The organism is Frankia sp. BMG5.60 (genome assembly GCF_059428125.1).
In genome coordinates, this window is record NZ_CM182091.1 from 5,963,003 (window position 1) to 5,980,838 (window position 17,836).

At 73.7% G+C, this 17,836-nt stretch carries 15 protein-coding genes; 11 read left to right on the plus strand and 4 right to left on the minus strand.

Features of this window, described 5'->3' with window-relative positions:
- Window positions 1–29 precede the first annotated feature (29 nt).
- The 4 genes from nucS to AC5R91_RS24505 all read left to right on the plus strand — a co-directional run bounded on the left by nucS (window position 30) and on the right by AC5R91_RS24505 (window position 4,337).
- Window positions 30–692: an endonuclease NucS gene (gene nucS / locus AC5R91_RS24490; RefSeq protein WP_495393654.1), complete on the plus strand. Its 663-nt coding sequence runs from the start codon at window positions 30–32 to the stop codon at window positions 690–692.
- Between the two features lie 334 nt (window positions 693–1,026).
- On the plus strand, window positions 1,027–3,048 hold the full coding sequence (locus AC5R91_RS24495) for a 3-hydroxyacyl-CoA dehydrogenase family protein (RefSeq protein ID WP_495393655.1): 2,022 nt from the start codon (window positions 1,027–1,029) through the stop codon (window positions 3,046–3,048).
- Between the two features lie 240 nt (window positions 3,049–3,288).
- Complete coding sequence (locus tag AC5R91_RS24500) at window positions 3,289–4,023, plus strand: YkvA family protein (protein ID WP_495393656.1); 735 nt, start codon at window positions 3,289–3,291, stop codon at window positions 4,021–4,023.
- Window positions 4,020–4,337, plus strand: coding sequence for an Rv1322 family protein (locus tag AC5R91_RS24505; RefSeq protein WP_495393657.1), 318 nt, complete (start codon window positions 4,020–4,022; stop codon window positions 4,335–4,337). The genes AC5R91_RS24500 and AC5R91_RS24505 overlap by 4 nt, the downstream gene beginning before the upstream one ends.
- A 36-nt stretch (window positions 4,338–4,373) precedes the next feature.
- On the opposite strand, the gene AC5R91_RS24510 is transcribed toward AC5R91_RS24505, so the two are convergent.
- Both AC5R91_RS24510 and ccrA read right to left on the minus strand, forming a co-directional pair.
- Window positions 4,374–5,090 carry a F0F1 ATP synthase subunit B family protein gene (locus AC5R91_RS24510; RefSeq protein ID WP_495393658.1) on the minus strand — a complete coding sequence of 239 codons (717 nt, stop codon included), beginning with the start codon at window positions 5,088–5,090 and terminating at the stop codon, window positions 4,374–4,376.
- A gap of 74 nt (window positions 5,091–5,164) precedes the next feature.
- Window positions 5,165–6,514, minus strand: a complete 1,350-nt coding sequence (ccrA, locus tag AC5R91_RS24515) for a crotonyl-CoA carboxylase/reductase (RefSeq protein ID WP_495393659.1) — start codon at window positions 6,512–6,514, stop codon at window positions 5,165–5,167.
- A 304-nt stretch (window positions 6,515–6,818) separates the two neighbouring features.
- Between ccrA and AC5R91_RS24520 the strand changes: the two genes are divergently transcribed.
- The 5 genes from AC5R91_RS24520 (at window position 6,819) to AC5R91_RS24540 (ending at window position 11,525) form a co-directional block, all read left to right on the plus strand.
- Complete coding sequence (locus tag AC5R91_RS24520) at window positions 6,819–7,376, plus strand: SigE family RNA polymerase sigma factor (RefSeq protein WP_044886710.1); 558 nt, start codon at window positions 6,819–6,821, stop codon at window positions 7,374–7,376.
- On the plus strand, window positions 7,373–8,368 hold the full coding sequence (locus AC5R91_RS24525) for an FG-GAP repeat domain-containing protein (protein ID WP_495393660.1): 996 nt from the start codon (window positions 7,373–7,375) through the stop codon (window positions 8,366–8,368). The genes AC5R91_RS24520 and AC5R91_RS24525 overlap by 4 nt, the downstream gene beginning before the upstream one ends.
- A gap of 234 nt (window positions 8,369–8,602) precedes the next feature.
- The gene (locus tag AC5R91_RS24530) at window positions 8,603–9,790 is read left to right on the plus strand and encodes an acetyl-CoA C-acetyltransferase (RefSeq protein WP_495393661.1); all 1,188 of its coding nucleotides are present in this window, start codon (window positions 8,603–8,605) and stop codon (window positions 9,788–9,790) included.
- Window positions 9,787–10,926 (plus strand): methylmalonyl Co-A mutase-associated GTPase MeaB, encoded by a 1,140-nt coding sequence (meaB, locus tag AC5R91_RS24535; RefSeq protein WP_495393662.1) that lies wholly within the window; start codon window positions 9,787–9,789, stop codon window positions 10,924–10,926. Before AC5R91_RS24530 ends, meaB begins: the two co-directional genes overlap by 4 nt.
- Window positions 10,927–11,063: 137 nt before the next feature.
- Window positions 11,064–11,525 (plus strand): cupin domain-containing protein, encoded by a 462-nt coding sequence (locus AC5R91_RS24540; RefSeq protein ID WP_495393663.1) that lies wholly within the window; start codon window positions 11,064–11,066, stop codon window positions 11,523–11,525.
- Window positions 11,526–11,633: 108 nt separating this feature from the next.
- Here the strand turns inward: AC5R91_RS24540 and AC5R91_RS24545 are convergent, their stop codons facing one another.
- Complete coding sequence (locus AC5R91_RS24545; RefSeq protein ID WP_495393664.1) at window positions 11,634–13,418, minus strand: hybrid sensor histidine kinase/response regulator; 1,785 nt, start codon at window positions 13,416–13,418, stop codon at window positions 11,634–11,636.
- A 228-nt stretch (window positions 13,419–13,646) separates the two neighbouring features.
- Here AC5R91_RS24545 and AC5R91_RS24550 point away from each other — a divergent pair, with 228 nt between their 5' ends.
- Both AC5R91_RS24550 and AC5R91_RS24555 read left to right on the plus strand, forming a co-directional pair.
- Window positions 13,647–14,000, plus strand: coding sequence for an MTH1187 family thiamine-binding protein (locus tag AC5R91_RS24550; RefSeq protein WP_495393665.1), 354 nt, complete (start codon window positions 13,647–13,649; stop codon window positions 13,998–14,000).
- Between the two features lie 92 nt (window positions 14,001–14,092).
- Window positions 14,093–15,100, plus strand: a complete 1,008-nt coding sequence (locus AC5R91_RS24555) for a tetratricopeptide repeat protein (RefSeq protein ID WP_495393666.1) — start codon at window positions 14,093–14,095, stop codon at window positions 15,098–15,100.
- Between the two features lie 160 nt (window positions 15,101–15,260).
- On the opposite strand, the gene glgB is transcribed toward AC5R91_RS24555, so the two are convergent.
- Window positions 15,261–17,762 (minus strand): 1,4-alpha-glucan branching protein GlgB, encoded by a 2,502-nt coding sequence (gene glgB / locus AC5R91_RS24560; RefSeq protein WP_495398047.1) that lies wholly within the window; start codon window positions 17,760–17,762, stop codon window positions 15,261–15,263.
- Window positions 17,763–17,836 lie beyond the last annotated feature (74 nt).

Sequence of the window (17,836 nt, forward strand, 5' to 3'; positions counted from 1 at the left end):
GGTCAGGGGGGTCGCGATAACGTGACGTCATGCGGCTTGTCATCGCTCGGTGCAGTGTCGACTACGTCGGACGTCTCACCGCCCATCTGCCGAGCGCCGTCCGACTGGTGCTCGTCAAGGCGGACGGGTCGGTGTCGATCCACGCCGACGGGCGGGCCTACAAGCCGCTGAACTGGATGAGCCCGCCCTGCGTCATCGCGGAGGAGGCGGGGGTCTGGCGGGTGACCAACCGGGCCGCCGAGCAGCTCGTCATCACCCTCGAGGAGATCCTCCACGACTCCAGCCACGAGCTGGGCGTCGACCCGGGGCTGCGCAAGGACGGCGTCGAGGCTCACCTGCAGGTGCTGCTCGCCGACCGGCCGGACGCGATAGCCGCGGGGCTCACCCTGATCCGCCGCGAGTACGAGACCGGGATCGGGCCGGTCGACCTGCTCTGCCGCGACAGCGACGGATCCACCGTGGCCGTCGAGATCAAGCGCAAGGGCGAGATCGACGGGGTCGAGCAGCTCACCCGTTACCTCGTCCGGCTGGATGCGGACCCGGCGCTGCCGCATCCGGTGCGGGGCATCCTCGCCGCGCAGTCGATCACGCCGCAGGCCCGACTGCTGGCCGCCGACCGCGGACTGGGCTGTGCCGTCGTCGACTACGACGAGCTGCGCGGGCTGGAACCCTCGATTCCGACCCTGTTCTGACCGCCCGTCCCCGCCGGCGCGTCCCGGCTGGAAATCCGTTCGAGTCGGGCGGCGCGACACTCCGGAGTATCGGTTCTTCCGGGGTCGGCTGCGGAAATTCCTGACGGGTCATTGCGGCATTGCCGGCGGTCTCGTCTTTCGTCGCTCTTTTCCCCTGGCTGGGAGAAGAGGTTTCAGGGCTGAGGGACTCGTCGCACCGGTGAACTCCGCCTGATCTCGGGCCGGGCGGTGGAAAGGCTGGGAGAATCGACGGGTCCGCGGTTGGATACCGTGCGGCCCGCGATATCGGGCACATTGTCGTCGGGCTGTCGCGACGACCTTGAGGAGCCAGGGCATGGCCGAAAGAGCCCGGCGGGGAACGCATTCGCACGACAGGTCGGAAAATGCCTCCCGCACCGGCGGCGACGTCGCGACGGTTTCGGCGGGTGGGCGGCCCGCCTCCGACGGGGACCCGCGGTGGCGGCGGGTCGGGGTGGTGGGGCTCGGCACCATGGGGGCCGGGATCGCCGAGGTGCTGGCCAGGGCCGGGCTCGACGTCGTCGGCGTCGAACGGGACACCGAGGCGCTGGGCCGGGCCCGCGGGCGGATCGAGCACTCCCTGGACCGGGCGGCCCGCCATGGCCGCCTGGCCGACGCCGCTCGCGGCGAGCTGCTCGGCCGGCTGCGCCTCGGCACCGAGCTCGCCGCGGTGGCCGGCTGCGACCTGGTGATCGAGGCCATCGATGAGCGGCTCGACGCCAAGACCGCGCTGTTCACCCGGCTCGACGAGGTCTGCCCACCGGCGACCGTCCTGGCGACGAACACCAGCTCCCTGTCGGTGACGGAGCTCGCCGCGGGTACCGGTCGCTCGGCCCGGGTGCTCGGCATGCACTGGTTCAACCCGGCGCCGGTGATGGGCCTGGTCGAGGTCGTCCGCACGGTGGTGACCGACGCCGACGCCCTGGCGGCGGTCGTCTCGCTGGTGGGCGCGGTCGGCAAGACGGCCATCGTCGCCGCGGACCGGGCCGGGTTCATCGTCAACGCGCTGCTGTTCGGCTACCTCAACAACGCGGTGCGGATGGTCGAGGCGCGCTTCGCCACCCGGGAGGACATCGACGCCGCGATGCGGCTCGGCTGCGGTCATCCGATGGGCCCGCTGGCCCTGCTCGACCTCATCGGCCTCGACGCGGCGCACGCCATCCTGGCGTCGATGTATGACCAGACCCGCGATCACCTCCACGCTCCGGCGCCGCTGCTCGGCCAGCTCGTCGCGGCCGGCCTGCTGGGCCGCAAGACCGGCCGCGGTTTCTACACCTACCCGGAGACGGACTCCCCGCAGGTGCCGCCCGAGGGCCCCGCCAGGGCGGATCCCGGCGCAGTCGGGGAGCCCGGCGGAGGAATCGGTGGCGCGAGGACAGCCGCCGCGGCGACCTCCGGTGGTGCGGCGACCTCCGGTGATGCGGCGACTGGCGGCGGGGCGGCGACTGGCGGCGGGGCGGGGGCGGTCGGCGGGGCGGCACCGCGGGTTCGGTCGGTCGGGATCGTGGGTAGCGGCACGATGGCGCGGGGCATCGCCGAGGTACTGGCCCGATCGGGCCATGACGTCGTCCTGCGGGCCCGGCGGCCGGACGCCGCCGACGCGGCGCTCGGCCGGGTCGAGGCGTCGCTGGCGGCGGCCGTCGCCAAGGGCCGGCTGTCCGAGGACGACCGCGACGCCGCGCTGGGCCGGCTGCGCGTGACCACGGACCTCGGCGATCTCGGCGGCTGCGACGTGCTGCTCGAGGCGGTCGTCGAGGACCTGGCGGTCAAGCGGGAGCTGTTCACCGACCTGGACAAGGTCGCCCGGCCCGGCGCCGTGCTGGCGACCACGACGTCCTCGCTGCCGGTCGTCGAGTGCGCCACCGCGACCCGGCGGCCCGAGGACGTCGTCGGCATGCACTGGTTCAACCCGGCCCAGGTGATGCGCCTGGTCGAGGTGGTGCCCACGGTGCTCACCGGGGACGGGGCGACGGCGACGGCGCTGGCGCTGGCGCGGGCGGCGGGCCGGCACCCGGTGCGCTGCGCCGACCGGGCCGGGTTCATCGTCAACGCGCTGTTGTTCCCCTACCTGAACGACGCCGTGAAGATGCTGCAGGCGAACTACGCCACGATCGAGGACATCGACACGGCGATGACCGTCGGCTGCGGCCATCCCATGGGCCCGTTCGCCCTCGCCGACGTGGTCGGGCTCGACGTCACCCTCGCCATCACCCGCTCGCTGTACGAGCAGTTCCGTGAGCCGGGCTACGCCCCGGCACCGCTGCTGGAGCATCTCGTCCGGGCCCGCTTCCTGGGCCGCAAGACCGGCCGGGGCTTTCTCGCACATCCACACCGGTAGTCCGATCCGCCGGACGCGGAACCGGGGGTGCCGGGGCGGGGATCGCGCCGCCCGAGACACGGCGCCGGCGGGGTCGCCAGATCGAGGCGTTCCAGACAGAACGTGGCACGCCGTGGGGGCGCCGTCCGTTGACAGATGACGGCCGGCGCCGCGGTCGCCCGTGGAAGGTGCCGGATGCGGCACTAGGATGTCGCCGGTCGGCGGGAAGTCCTGGTTCGCACAAGAGGAGACGCGACGGCGATGGTCACGCTCGACAAGGACGCCGTGCGGCTGTTCGGTCGGGAGATAACGATGTTTCTCCCCGATCTGGTCATCATGCTGCGGCGGGTCGTCGCCGATCCGCGGGTGCCGCAGTCCGCGAAGGTCGAGGCCGCGGCGGCGCTGGCCTACCTCGTGTCGCCGCGCAACCGGCTGACGAACATGATCCCCGTGGTGGGCCAGCTCGACGACGTCGCCATCGTCGCCTTCGCGTTCCGCCGGCTGGTCGTCGGCGCCGGCGAGCCGATCCTGCGCGAGCACTGGCGGGGCAGCGACCGTGGCTTCCAGGTGCTCATCGGCGCGTCCTCGGCCCTGGCGAGCCCGGCCGGGGCCCTGCGCAAGGCGAAGGTGGCCCGGTCGCTCGTGGCGGCCGGCATCGACCGGGTCCGCGGCGCCGCTCCGGGCGGAGTGGGCGGCGCCGGCGGTGTCGGTGGCGCGGGTGGCGCCGGCGGGGTGGGCGGTGTCGGCGGCGCCAGCGGGCGGGCCGCGGGTTCTGCGGGCGCCACGGGTGCGGCTGGGCGCGCCCGGGGGCGCGGGCGCGGCGGCCGTGGCGGCCGTGGTGGCGACCCGGCCGGAGATCCCGGCCGCATCGTCGACGGGGAGGTCGTCGACCGAGCCGAGTGGGTCGCCTCGCCGGAGTCGGACGGCGGCCCGGCGGGGCCGTGGCCGTGGCCGCGGCGGGCGCGCTCCTGGGAGCCGGGCAGACGGGGTCGGTGACGCGTCGGGCGCGGCGCCGTCCCACCCGGGGTCGGGACGCGCGCGGGCAGAACGGGCGCGGGCGGCCGGTCGGGGCGTGGCTGCCCGATCCGGTGGTGGTGCTGCGCGACGGAGAGTGGGTGGTCCGCCCGGTGACCGGGGCGGCGACGGCGAAGGTCTACCGGTGCCCCGGGTGTGACCACGAGATCAACCCGGGCACCGCCCACCTGGTCGTCTGGCCGCCGGAGCGCGTCGAGGACCGCCGGCACTGGCATCGCCCGTGCTGGGATCGCCGCTGCCGGGCGGCGCGCCTGCGGTCGGAGGGCGCCGGCTGAAGGCGCGCCCGCCCGAGCCAGCCGCAGGGCTCGGGCTCAGGCGCTGCGCACGCTGGCGGGCGCCGGCAGCACGGTCGTCTCCCCGCCGATCGCCTTGCGCTCCTCGGTCGGCGCCGCCTCGATCGAGGCGATCGAGGCGCTGGCGGCGGTGAGCTTGTCGCGCAGCGCGCCGAGCTGGGCCGTCACCTGCTCGCGCAGGGCGGCGAGCTGGGTGGTGACCTGCTCGCGCTGACGTTCCAGATCGGCCAGCCGGCGCTTCGACTCGTCCTCGGCCGCCGCCGCGGTGGACCGGGCGATCTCGACGATCCGCTCGGCCTCGGCGCGCGCCGTCGAGACGATCGAGGCGGCCTGCTCGTCGGCCTCCCGCAGCGTCTTCTCCCGGGCGGCCTCGGCCTCGGTGACGATCCGGCGGGCCTCCTCGAGCTGGGCGTCGGCCTCGCGGGTCCGCTCGGCGCGGACGGTGGCCGCCTCCTCCTCCGCGAGCTGGAGGATCTGGGTGACCCGGCCGCCGAACTCCTCCCAGGCGGGACGGTTCGCGGCCAGGTCGTCGCGCACGCGGGCCGCCTCGGTCGCCGCCTCCGAGGCGGCGGCCTCGGCCGCGGCCCGGTGCGCCTCGGCCTCGCGGAGCTGCTCGACGAGCCAGTTCACGTGGTGGGTGACCTGGTTGGGGTCGTAGCCACGGCGGACCAGATCGAAGGCTGGGGGCCCGTCGGTCTCGCCGGCCATCGGGATGAGATCCGTGTGCTCGGTCATAGGACCTCAGCATCTCAGACCGTCAATGTGAACGTGACGCCAGCCGGGCATCGGGCCCGTCGAGATTTCGCTGGCTACACGCCACGGAACCGGTTGATTGCGGTCAGGTGGCGGGCGCGGAACTCCTGGTCGCGGATACCCAGCCCGTCGGCGGGGGCCAGGCAGAGCACGCCGACCTTGCCCTGGTGGGTGTTGCGGTGCACGTCGTAGGCGGCCTGCCCCGTCTCGGCGAGCGGGTACACCCGGGAGAGGGTGGGATGGATCATCCCCCGGGCGATGAGCCGATTGGCCTCCCAGGCCTCCCGGTAGTTGGCGAAGTGGGAGCCGACGACGCGCTTCAGGTTCATCCACAGGTACCGGTTGTCGTACTCGTGCAGGAAGCCGCTGGTGGAGGCGCAGGTCGCGATGGTGCCGCCACGACGGGTCACGTAGACGGACGCGCCGAAGGTCTCCCGCCCGGGATGTTCGAGCACGATGTCCGGGTCGTCGCCGCCGGTGAGTTCGCGGATGCGCTGGCCGAACCGCTTCCATTCCCGCGGATTCTGCGTGCGTTCGTCGCTCCAGAACCGGTAGTCCTCCGCGGCCCGGTCGATGACCAGCTCGGCCCCGAGGGATCGGCAGATCTCCGCCTTCGCCGGCGACGACACGACGCAGACCGGGATTGCCCCGCCGTGCAGTGCGAGCTGGGTGGCGTAGGACCCAAGCCCCCCGGACGCCCCCCAGACCAGGACGACGTCGCCCTGCTTCATCCGGGCGCCGTTGGTGGAGACGAGCTGGCGGTAGGCGGTGGAGTTGACCAGCCCCGGCGCGGCCGCCTCCGCCCAGGTGAGATGGCCTGGTTTGGGCATGAGCTGGTTCGCCTTGACGAGGGCCAGCTCGGCCAGCCCACCGAAGTTCGTCTCGAAACCCCAGATTCGTTGCTCCGGATCCAGCATCGTGTCGTTGTGACCGTCGGCGTGTTCCAGCTCGACCGACAGGCAGTGGGCCACGACCTCGTCCCCCGGGGACCAGACGTGTACGCCGGCTCCTGTCCTCAGCACGACTCCGGCCAGATCGGAACCCACGACGTGGTAAGGCTGGTCATGGCGGGAAGCGAGGGGAGATGTCCGACCGTAGCGTTCGAGGAAGCCGAACGTGGACATCGGTTCGAAGATCGATGTCCACACCGTGTTGTAGTTCACCGAGGAGGCCATGACCGCCACGAGGGCCTCGCCGGGGCCGACCTCGGGCGTGGGCACCTCGTCGACGTGCAGGGAGCGGCGGGGGTCCTTGTCCTGGGACGGGAGGCCGTCGAACATCCCGGTCTCCTCGCGGCGCACGACGACGCCGCGGTAGAACTCCGGGATCGCGAACGCGGCGAACTCCGCTCGCCGGTCGGGGGACGGCGGCGTCTGGGCGAGGATCGCTTCGAGGATGTCCTTCACGATCGGCCTCCGGCGGTGCGTGGTCGAGGGGGGATGACGGGCGGCGCGGGCAGGTTGGACGGGTGGCACGGGCAGTCGGACGGGCGACACGGGCAGTTGGCAGGGCGGCACAGGTAGTCAACTGACAGGCAGTACAGGTAGTCGACAGGGCGGCACACGACGTCGACAGGGCGGCAGAGGTAACCGATGGGTACGGAGGCGGGGTCGCGGGATGTGGGGGCTGTCTGTTTGGTGCGCGACGCGATAGAACTTTCGGGACAACTTCGAGTGCTCGGTCCGCGTCCAACGTGGTGTGACCGCGCCCATGACAGTCGTGGAGGGGTGGCGGCCCGTGCCTGCGCGGAGCGACGCCGCCCGTAGCGACGTCGCGCGGGACGCGGACGCCGCCCTGACCGCCTTGTACTCCGAGCACTACCGGTCATTGGTGCGTCTTGCCGCGTTGCTGCTGGATGACGTCGGCCTGTGCGAAGAGGTCGTCCAGGACGCGTACATCCGCGTCCACGGGGCCTGGGGACGCCTGCAGGACCGGGACAAGGCCCTGGCCTACCTTCGGCAGACCGTCGTCAATCTCGCACGTTCCACGCTGCGTCGTCGACTCGTCGCTCTCAAGCATGCCCCCAAGCCCATGCCCGATGCCGCCAGCGCCGAGGAGGGGGCCTACTCTCTCGTCGAGCGAGCCGCCGTCATCCAGGCACTGCGAGAGCTGCCGCGGCGCCAGCGGGAGGCGGTCGTCCTGCGCTACTACGCCGACATGTCCGAGGCGGACGCGGCGGCGGTGATGGGCTGCAGCGTCGGCTCCGTCAAGGCCTACACCTCCCGAGGGCTGTCCGCCTTGAGCGGCAAGCTGGAGGGCCTACGGTGAGCGCGCTGGAACCGGACGAGCTCGTTCGGCTGCTGACCGAGGCGGTCGAGCCCATCCGGCCGTCCCCGGACGCCTACCGGCAGATCCGCGCCGGCATCGCCCGTCGGCGCCGCTGGCGCATCCCCGTGTTCACCGTCGGCGGGATGGTGATGGCGGCGCTCATCGGGCTGGCGGTGGTGGCCATCCGGCCGAGCCCGTCCAGCCAGGTCGTCGAGCCGGCCGCGCCGCCGGTCCTGCCGAGCACGTTCAGCGAGCCGAGCCGGGCGGCGACCGTGCCGTCGCTGGGCGGCGGGGGGCACTCCAGCTCCGGCGGCACCCGTGGGTCGACCCTGGGCTCGGCCACCCGCACGCCGCCGAGCCCGCCCCCGACCCGGCCGACGACGTCGGCGTCCTCGCCGCCGGTGGCCCCCACCAGCACGCAGCCGACCGCGCCGACGGGCACGACCGGCCCGGGCAGCCCGCAGTTGCCCACGCCGGTGGCGAAGCCGGCGGGCGTGAACGACGTCGACGGCGACGGTCAGGCCGACACGGTCGCCGTGGAGGGGACGAACCTGCGCGTGCGGTTCTCCCGGGACGGCCAGCAGGCCAGGATCCCCCTCGGCAGCATCGTCACCCCGCTGAACAGCGCGGTCGTCGACATCGACGGCGACGGTTTCGGTGAGCTGTTGGTGCAGACCCAGGTGACCAACGGCACGAAGAGCTACGCCCTGCTGCGCTACGTCAGCCTCGACGAACTGGTCGCGGTGACGCCGCCGAGCGGTCTGGCTCTCGGTGCCGGCGTCCACGGCAACTCCGGCATCGGCCTGCGCTGCGCCGACAAGACCCTGCAGATCAGCACCGGCACCTCGAACGACGGAACCCAGTTCAACGTCGTCACCACGACGCTGGGGTTCACCCCCGACGGCCTGACCGTCCAGGACAGCGCCTCCAGCACGGTGCGGCTGCCGGCGGATCCCTCCCCCTTCGTGGTGGCCTGCGGCGCACTGTCCTGACCGGGGCCGGGCGGCGGGATCCCGCCCGGCCGCCGCGGGGCGGCCCTGGCCGGGCACGGGGTGCGCCGCCGGGCCGGGCACCAGGAACAAGATCACGTTATCGTGGTGTTGCAGGTGCCCGTGGGGCGAGCGCACCGGACCGTACTGCCGTGACGTCGTCGCAGGGGTACGTCCGGCGTCGGCTTGCGGGAAGACGCCGGCGAGGATCGTCCCAAAAGTGATGAGGAGGCAGCCATGCCTGGTTCCGTGATCGTGGCCGGCGCGCGGACACCGATCGGGAAGCTGTCCGGGGCGTTGAAGAGCTTCACCGCGACGGACCTGGGCGGCATCGCGATCAAGGGTGCGCTGGAGCGGGCCGGGCTGTCCGGCGACGCGATCCAGTACGTCATCATGGGGCACGTGATCCAGGCCGGCACCGGCCCGATCACCGCCCGGCAGGCGGCCGTCGCCGCCGGCATCCCGATGACGGTGCCCGCGATCACCGTCAACAAGGTGTGCCTGTCCGGCCTCGACGCGATCGCCCTCGCCGACACCTACATCGCCAGCGGCGAGTTCGACCTGGTCGTCGCCGGTGGGATGGAGTCCATGACCGGGGCGCCGCACCTGCTGCGCTCGATGCGCGCCGGGGTGAAGTACGGCGCGGCCGAGGCGCTCGACGCCATCGACCAGGACGCCCTGTTCTGCGCCTTCGACCAGATCTCCATGGGCGCGAGCACCGAGCGTTACAACGGCTCGCTGAACATCTCCCGCGCCGAGCAGGACGAGTTCGCCGCCCGGTCGCACCAGCGGGCCGCCGCCGCCGCCAAGAACGGCCTGTTCGACAACGAGATCGTCCCCGTCTCGGTGCCGCAGCGCCGCGGCGAGCCGCTCGTCGTCAGCCAGGACGAGGGCGTGCGGGCCGACACCTCCGCCGAGGTGCTCGGCAAGCTGCGCCCGGCGTTCGGCAAGGACGGCACGATCACCGCCGGGTCCGCGTCGCAGATCTCCGACGGGGCGGCCGCGGTCATCGTGGCCAGCCGGGCCAAGGCCGAGGAGCTCGGCCTGCCGATCCTCGCCGAGGTCGGCCACCACGGCTTCGTCGCCGGCCCCGACACCTCGCTGCAGTCGCAGCCGTCCAACGCCATCCTCGCCGCGCTGGCCAAGGAGCGGCTCACGCCCGCCGACCTCGACCTCGTCGAGATCAACGAGGCGTTCGCCGCGGTCTCCATCCAGTCCATGCGCGACCTCGGCATCAGCTCCGACATCGTCAACGTCAACGGCGGGGCGATCGCGATCGGCCACCCGCTCGGCGCGTCCGGCGCCCGCATCGCCCTGACCCTGCTCAACGAGCTGGCTCGGCGCGGCGGCGGGCTCGGCGCGGCCGGCCTGTGCGGCGGTGGTGGCCAGGGCGATGCCCTGATCCTTCGCGTCCCGGCGGCGTGACCACCGGCTCCGCCGTGGGTGTCGGCCGCGAGCGGGGTCTGCCCGACCGCGCTCGCGGCCCGGCCACGACGGAGCTGGCCAGGCCGGTCTCGGCCACGGTGGGGCCGACGGGGGCGGAGTCGGTCACGGTGGACCTGACCAAGGCGGAGTCGGTCACGGCGGACTCATCCGGAGCGGAGCTGGCGGCGGCGCAGTTGGCGGCGGCGGCCGGCGGTGATCGGCGGGCGCTCGCCCGGCTGCTCTCGGCGGTGGAGAACACTCCCCGACGGTGGCCCGAGATCGGCGCGGCGCTGGCCGGGCACGCCGGCGGCACGCAGACAGTCGGCCTGACCGGCGCCCCGGGGGTCGGCAAGTCGACGACCGTCACCGCGCTGGTGCGGGCCTACCGCCGCGCCGGGCGCCGGGTGGGGGTGCTCGCGGTCGACCCGTCCTCGCCGTACTCCGGCGGCGCGCTGCTCGGCGACCGGGTTCGGATGAGTGAACACGCCGGTGATCCCGGGGTGTTCATCCGTTCCCTGGCCAGCCGCGGGCGCCTCGGTGGGCTGGCGGCCGCGACCGCGCAGGCACTGCGGGTCCTCGACGCGGCCGGGTTCGACGTCGTCATCATCGAGACCGTCGGCGTCGGCCAGGCGGAGATCGACATCGCCGCGCTCGCGGACACGACCTGCGTCCTGCTCGCGCCCGGCGCGGGCGACGACGTGCAGGCGGTCAAGGCGGGCCTGCTGGAGGTCGCGGACGTTCTCGTCGTCAACAAGGCGGACCGGCCGGGCGCGGCACGCACCGTCGCCGACCTGACCGCGCTGACCCGGATGCGCGCCGGCGCCCCGCAGCCGGCGGTGGTCCGCGTCGCCGCGACCCTGGGCGAGGGCATCGACGAGCTCGTCGAGCGCATCGCCGCGCACCGGCGGAAACTCGCCGCGACCGGTGAGCTCGACCGCCGCCGGCTGGCTCGCGCCGCCGACGAGATCCGGGGTCTGGCCCTGACCGCGCTGCGGGACCGCCTGGCCGCCCCGCCGCACGACGCGCGCCTGGCGGAGCTCGCCCACCAGGTCCTCGCCGGTGCCGCCGACCCCTTGTCAGCCGCCGAGCGCCTCCTCGCCGACATCATGCCGGCACGGCCGGTTCCATCCCCCTGAGCGGTCCGGCCGACCCGCCATGTCCCTGCGACCGCCATGTCCCTGCGACCGCCATGTCCCCGCGACTGCCACGTCTCTGCGACCGCAACGTCGCTGCGACCCGTCATATCCCTGAGACCCATGGGGAGGAACCGTCGATGAGCCGCCTCGACGACCCGACGACGTCCGCCGACGAGCTGATCGGCACCCTCGGCCTCGAACCTAACCCGGAGGGCGGCTGGTACCGCCAGACCTGGGCCAGCCCCGACCTCGTCACGGCGCACGGCGGACGGCGGCCCGTGATGACGTCCATCCTGTACCTGCTGCGCCCGGGCGAGGCGTCCCGGTGGCATCGGGTGGCCTCGGCCGAGATCTGGCTCTGGCAGGGCGGTGGCGCCCTTGAGCTCACCCTCGGCGGCACGGCCCGCCGGCCGTCGCCGGGACCCGCGGGCCTGCTCGGGCCGAACGCGGCGGCCGGCGAGGTGCCGCAGCTCGTCGTCCCGGCAGGGGAGTGGCAGACCGCCGTGCCCCGTGGCGGGCGGCACGTTCTCGTCGGCTGCGTCGTCGCGCCCGGCTTCGACTTCGCCGACTTCGAACTCCTGGCTGACGAAACCGGGTAGCTGCGAACCGCTCGTCGACCGTGGGCAGTCGCTGGCCAACCTCGCCGTCGCAGCCGTCCCAGCCGTCGCAGCAGCCTCCGAGTGGGGCGGGAGACCGCTGGGAGCGGGTCAGCGGGGGGCGGTCATCGCGGCGGTGAGAGCGGTCGCGGCGGCGACGAGGCTTGCCGGGTCCAGCGGGAGGGCGAGGATGTCGACCGCCCCGGCGCGGCGCAGCATGGTGCGCTCGCGGGGGTCGGTGTCCTCGGTCAGGACGAACGCCGGAGTGGCGGCCGTGGTGGGGTCCGCCGCGAGCTGGGCGAGCAGCTCGGGCGCGCTCGCGTCGGGCAGGTCGCGGTCGAGCAGGATGAACGCCGGCCGCGCGCGGCGCACCGCGTCGATCGCGAGGGCCGCCCGCGGCACGGTGACCGGATCGGCGGCGAGGCTTTCGGTGAGCATGTCCGCGACGGCCGCCCGCACGGCCGGATCGCCGCTGACGTGCACGACCCGCAGGTCGCCGGGAGCCGCCCGCCGCCCGACCCCACCCGCGCCGCCGCCGGAGACGCCCGCGTGCCGCCCGCCGTGGGCACCCTCGCCGGTGCCGGTACGGCGGGCCCGCCCATTGCCGGTGTCGCCATAGGCGGTGTCGCCGTGGCCCGGCTCGCCGTATCCGGCGCGTCCGTGACCCGTCTCGCTGTACCCGGCACGGTCGTAGCCGGTTTCGCCGTATCCAGCGCGACCGTAGCCGGCTTCGCCGTCGTAGGTGCGTCCGTGACCGGAATCGCCGTACCCGGCGCGTCCGTAACCCGTCTCGCGGTAGCCGTGGCCGCCGAGGTGATCCCCGAAGCCGTCGTCGTCGGAGTCGGGGTCCTCGAAGCGCATGTCGACGGCGTCGAGCACGATGGCGAACACGCTGCCGACCCCGTAACGGCTGGCGACCGTCAGCACCCCACCCATCGCGGTGACCAGGGCGTGGGAGAGGGCGAGCCCCAGCCCGCTGCCCTCGATCCCGCTGCGTTCGGCGCCGAGCCGTTCGAACGGTCGGAACAACCGGTCGATCGCCCGCGGGGACAGGCCCGCACCGTCGTCCTCGACCTCGATGCGGATGCGGGAACCTGTGATCGGCACGATGCCGACCCGTACGCTGCCGCCCTCGCGGCCGTACTTCAGGGCGTTGCCGACAAGGTTGAGCAGCACCTGCCACAGCCGGCGGCGGTCCGCGTCGGCGACGAGCGGCACGGCCGGGTCGATCACGCGGCGGATGCTGCGCTGCGCGGCGAGCGGCTCGACCAGCTCCACCACGCCCTGGACGATGTCGAGGACGTTGACCGGGCCCTTGTTGATGTCGCCGCGACCCGCGCGCAGCCGGGCCAGGTCGAGTACATCGTCGATGAGGGCCTGCATATGCCGGCCGCCGGTGATGATCCGCTCGACGTCGTCGTGCAGGTCGGGGGTGAGCGGTTCCAGCTCCAGGAGCTGGGCGAAGCCGAGCATCGCGTTGAGCGGGGTGCGCAGCTCGTGGCCCAGGCGGGCGATCAGCTCGTCCTTGGCCCGGGAGTCGTTCTCGGCGATCTCGCGGGCACGCTGGTCGGTCGTGTCGCGGGCGAGCAGGACCAGGCCGCCGTCCGGATCGCGCCGGATGGTCACGTGGTGCGGCACGGTCGTCCCGGCGGGGTCGACCAGACCCACGGAGCCGCGCCACTGCCCGGACTGCGCCAGCGCGGCCGTCGCAGCCTCGCCGAGCGCGGCACGGAACGCCGGGTCGACCACCTCGACGAGGTCCCGCAGATGCGGGTCACGGGGGATCCGGTCACCGAGGAAGGCGCGAGCCGCGGCGCCCAGGTCGGTGACATGGCCGTCCGCGCCGACGACCACAGCCAGGTCCGTCAGCGCGTCGAGCAGTGTGCGTGGCCCCACCTACGCCTCGTCATCCGTCTTCTTCCACCCCACGGCGGGCAATGGTAGGGCGTGCCGTCAGAGCCCGTTGTCCCGGGTTTGCGTAACCGCCCACTTGGGGGTCGATCGCGCAACTTTTCGTGACAAGTCGCTAGCTTACCGACCAATCCGTTTTGTCAAAGTAGCAGGCGCGTGGCACTGCGTCGGAGCGATGGTCGGCGGGGGCGTCGGCGTGGTAGGTCTGATCGCATGTTGGTTGCCTTCAGTGTCACGCCCATCGGAACCGGCGAGGGTGTCGCCGAGCTGGTCGCCGAGGCGGTCCGCATCGTGCGCGCGAGCGGCCTGCCGCACGAGACCAACGCCATGTTCACCACGATCGAGGGCGAGTGGGACGAGGTGATGGACGTCGTGCGCCGGGCCACGCAGGCCGTGGGCGCCCGTGCCGGCCGGGTCAGCCTCGTGCTCAAGGCGGACCTGCGCCCCGGCGTCAGCGACGCCCTGCACGGAAAGGTGGCGAGTATCGACCGGCTGCTCGCCGGGGGCCCCGCGGGAGACGTGGCAGGCAACGGCGTGGCGGACCACGCCGGGGACGATGCCGGCTGATCCGGGCCGCCGGGCGACGGTGCGGACAACGGGCCCCGAAAAGTCATCCGCCGGCAGGGCCGTCCGCCCCACCCGGATGTCACGATGGAGGCATGCAACGTAGGCCACCAGTCCCATCCGGACCGCCGCGGGGTGCGGGAGGCCCGGGACGACCCGGGCGCCTGCCCGACAGCCTCGGCGGTCTGCGCCTCGCCGGCGCCGTCCCCCTGGACCCGAAGCCGGCCACCCCGCCCCCGCCCGCGAACGCCGGGCCCGCCGCGACGGGCGCGAACGGCGCCGCCGCCTCCGGTGACGCTCCCGCCGGTCCCGTGGTCATCGACGTCACCGAGGCGAGCTTCGCCACCGACGTCGTCAGCCGCTCGATGCAGGTGCCGGTCGTGCTCGACTTCTGGGCGTCCTGGTGTGGCCCGTGCAAGCAGCTCAGCCCGGTGCTCGAGAAGCTGGCTCTGGCCGACGGCGGTCGCTGGGTCCTCGCCAAGATCGACGTCGACGCCAATCCGGGCCTCGCGCAGGCGGCGGGGGTGCAGGGCATCCCGGCGGTGAAGGCCGTCGTCGGCGGCCGCATCATCGGCGAGTTCACCGGAGCCGTCCCCGAGCGCGAGGTGCGCAACTGGCTCGACCAGCTACTCTCCCTCGTCGACGAGGCGATGGGCGGGATGCCCGGCGCGGCGGCCGGCGACTCCGCGCGGGATCCGCACCTGGCGGCGGCCGAGGCCGCGCTGGCCCGCGGCGACATCGACACGGCGGTCGAGTCCTACCGGGTCCGCCTCGCCGAGGCGCCGGGGGACCCGGAGGCGCTCACCGGCCTGGCCCGCGCCGAGTTGCTGCGCCGGGTGCGCGACCACGACCCGGCGGACATCCGCGCGCGGCTCGCGGCCGATCCCGACGACGTCGACGCCGCGATCGCCGCGGCGGATCTGGGTATCGCGCAGGGCGACGTGGCCGGTGCGCTCGCCGGTCTCGTCGAGGTCGTGCGGCGCACCTCCGGTCCGCAGCGGGAGCAGGCGCGCGCCCACCTCGTCGACCTGTTCCAGGCACTCGGCGACGCCGAACCCGCCGTCGCCCCCGCCCGCCGATCCCTGGCCGCGGCCCTGTTCTGACCGCGGCCTGTTCTGACCACCGGCCGGTGTTGACCACAGGCCGGTGTTGACCACAGCTCTGTTCCGAGCACGGCCCGGTGCCAGCGCGGGCCTGTTCCGACCGCGGCCCGGCGACCGCGGCCCCGGCTCCGCCGACGAGACGCCGACCCCGGTCAGGCCTTCAGGCCGGGGAACCGGGGGAGTCGGCGGTGCCGGGGTCGTAGCGGAACCAGACGGTGCCCAGCGGCGGCAGCGTGAGGGTCGCGGAGGCGGGCAGGCCGTGGTGAGGCTCCTCGACGGCCTGCACGGCGCCGAAGTTGCCGACGTTGCCGCCGCCGTAGCGCTGCCCGTCCGAGTTGAGCACCTCCTGCCAGCGGCCGGGGAAGGGCAGGCCGAGGCGGTAGCCGTGGTGACCGATTCCGGCGAAGTTCGTGACGCAGGCCAGGACCCCGCCGTCCGCCACATCCGCGCCCGCCGGATTGCCGCCGGCCGCCGGCCGCCCCGCCGCGTCGGCGCCGGCCCGGGCGGCTGAGTTCGGGGCGGCTGAGTTCGGGGTGGCTGAGTTCGGGGTGGCGGCGGACGGCTGGCCGCCGGCGGAGGTCCCGTCCGACCAGCGCAGGAACGAGAACACGTTGTTGGCGGTGTCGTTGGCGTCGATCCAGGAGAAGCCGGTCGGATCGCTGTCCCGGCGGTACAGCGCCGGGATGGACCGGTACAGCTCGTTGAGGTCCGCCACCAGGTTGGCCACGCCCCGGTGCGGCGGGTCGCTCAGCAGCGGCCAGTCGAGCGAGGCGGCCTCGTTCCACTCGTTGTCCTGGCCGAACTCGCAGCCCATGAACAGCAGCTTCTTGCCGGGATGCGCCCACATGTAGGCATAGAGCGCGCGCAGGTTGGCGAGCTGCTCCCACCGGTTGCCCGGCATCTTGCGCAGCAGCGATCCCTTGCCGTGGACGACCTCGTCGTGGCTGAACGGCAGGACGAAGTTCTCCGAGTAGGCGTAGACCATCGAGAACGTCATCTGGTGGTGGTGGTAGCTGCGGTGCACCGGCTGGCGGGAGTTGTAGTCGAGCGTGTCGTGCATCCAGCCCATGTTCCACTTGAAGCCGAAGCCCAGCCCGCCGAGATGGGTGGGGCGCGTGACGCCCGGCCAGGCCGTCGACTCCTCGGCGATCATCATGACGCCCGGGAAGCGTCGGTAGACCGTCGCATTGGTTTCCTGCAGGAACGCCACCGCCTCGAGGTTCTCCCGGCCGCCGTGCACGTTCGGCAGCCAGCCGCCCTCCGGGCGGGAGTAGTCGAGGTAGAGCATCGAGGCCACGGCGTCGACCCGCAGGCCGTCGATGTGGAACTCCTCGAACCAGTACAGCGCGTTGGCGACGAGGAAGTTGCGCACCTCGTTGCGGCCGACGTCGAAGACGTAGGTCCCCCAGTCGGGCTGCTCGCCCCGGCGCGGATCGGGGTGCTCGTACAGCGGCGTGCCGTCGAAGCGGCCCAGCGCCCAGGAGTCCCGGGGGAAGTGGGCCGGCACCCAGTCGACGATCACGCCGATGCCGGCGCGGTGCAGCGTGTCGACGAGGTGGCGGAACTCGTCCGGGCTGCCGAAGCGCGCCGTCGGCGCGTAGTACGCCGACACCTGGTAGCCCCAGGAGCCGCCGAACGGGTGCTCGGCGACGGGCAGCATCTCCACGTGCGTGAAGCCGTTGTCCAGGACGTACGCGGTGAGCTGGTCGGCGAGCTCGCGGTAGGACAGCCCGCGCCGCCACGAGCCCAGGTGGACCTCGTAGACGCTGATCGGCTCGGCGTGCCAGGCCGTGCGGGCGCGCCGGTCGAGCCAGTCCCGGTCGTCCCACGTGTAGTCCGAGTGGGTGACGACACTGGCGGTGGCGGGCGGGACCTCGGTGCGGAAGGCCATCGGGTCGGCCTTCTGCCGCCACACCCCGTCGAACCCGAGGATCTCGTACTTGTACCGAAGTCCGACGCCGGCGCCGGGCACGAACAGCTCCCACACGCCGCTGTGGCCCAGCGAGCGCATCGGGAACGCCCGGCCGTCCCAGAAGTCGAAGTCGCCGACCAGGCGCACCCCCCGCGCCGACGGCGCCCACACGGCGAAGCTCACCCCCGTGACGGTCGCGCCGCCCGGGGTCGTCAGCTCACGCAGGTGTGCCCCGAGCACCTTCCAGAGCTCCTCGTGCCGGCCCTCGCTGATCAGGTGCAGATCCATCTCGCCGAGGGTCGGCAGGTGCCGGTAGGGGTCGTCGACGACGTGGGAGCCGTGCGGGTAGGCCACCTCGACGCGGTAGTCGGGCAGGACCTCCGGCAGCGCCACGGCGAACACCCCGCCGCTGTGGAGCCGGGCCGCCGGGTGGCGGTCCTCGCCGACGAGCACCGTCACGGCGCTCGCGTCGGGACGCAGCACCCGCACGACGGTCGCGTCCCCGGCCGGGTGCGCCCCGAGCAGCGCGTGCGGGTCGTGGTGGGTGCCGTTGACGAGCCGTTCCAGTTCCTCGCGCGGCAGGCCCAGCGGCTCGACCGGGGCCGGCGCGGCGGCGCCGGGGGACGCCGGCGGCCTGGTAGCCGCCTCGGGGCCGCCCGGGGCCGGCTGGTCGCCGGCCGCCGCCGGCGCGTCGGCCGCCGAGTTGTCCAGGTCGGGCAGGGACCCCGGTACCCGGTCGGCCAGGGCCACGCGGCCCGAGCGGTCGCGGGCCGGTGCGCCCGCCGCATCGGCGTCGGGTCGGCCGGTGATCGGCCCGGCGCCGC

What these genes read in the sequence shown, in the direction of transcription:
- nucS (WP_495393654.1), top strand. Translation starts at nt 30, where the DNA reads ATGCGGCTTGTCATCGCTCGGTGCAGTGTCGACTACGTCGGACGTCTC.
- AC5R91_RS24495 (WP_495393655.1), top strand. Translation starts at nt 1,027, where the DNA reads ATGGCCGAAAGAGCCCGGCGGGGAACGCATTCGCACGACAGGTCGGAA.
- AC5R91_RS24500 (WP_495393656.1), top strand. Translation starts at nt 3,289, where the DNA reads ATGGTCACGCTCGACAAGGACGCCGTGCGGCTGTTCGGTCGGGAGATA.
- AC5R91_RS24510 (WP_495393658.1), bottom strand. Translation starts at nt 5,090, where the DNA reads ATGACCGAGCACACGGATCTCATCCCGATGGCCGGCGAGACCGACGGG.
- AC5R91_RS24520 (WP_044886710.1), top strand. Translation starts at nt 6,819, where the DNA reads ATGACAGTCGTGGAGGGGTGGCGGCCCGTGCCTGCGCGGAGCGACGCC.
- AC5R91_RS24530 (WP_495393661.1), top strand. Translation starts at nt 8,603, where the DNA reads ATGCCTGGTTCCGTGATCGTGGCCGGCGCGCGGACACCGATCGGGAAG.
- AC5R91_RS24540 (WP_495393663.1), top strand. Translation starts at nt 11,064, where the DNA reads ATGAGCCGCCTCGACGACCCGACGACGTCCGCCGACGAGCTGATCGGC.
- AC5R91_RS24550 (WP_495393665.1), top strand. Translation starts at nt 13,647, where the DNA reads ATGTTGGTTGCCTTCAGTGTCACGCCCATCGGAACCGGCGAGGGTGTC.
- AC5R91_RS24555 (WP_495393666.1), top strand. Translation starts at nt 14,093, where the DNA reads ATGCAACGTAGGCCACCAGTCCCATCCGGACCGCCGCGGGGTGCGGGA.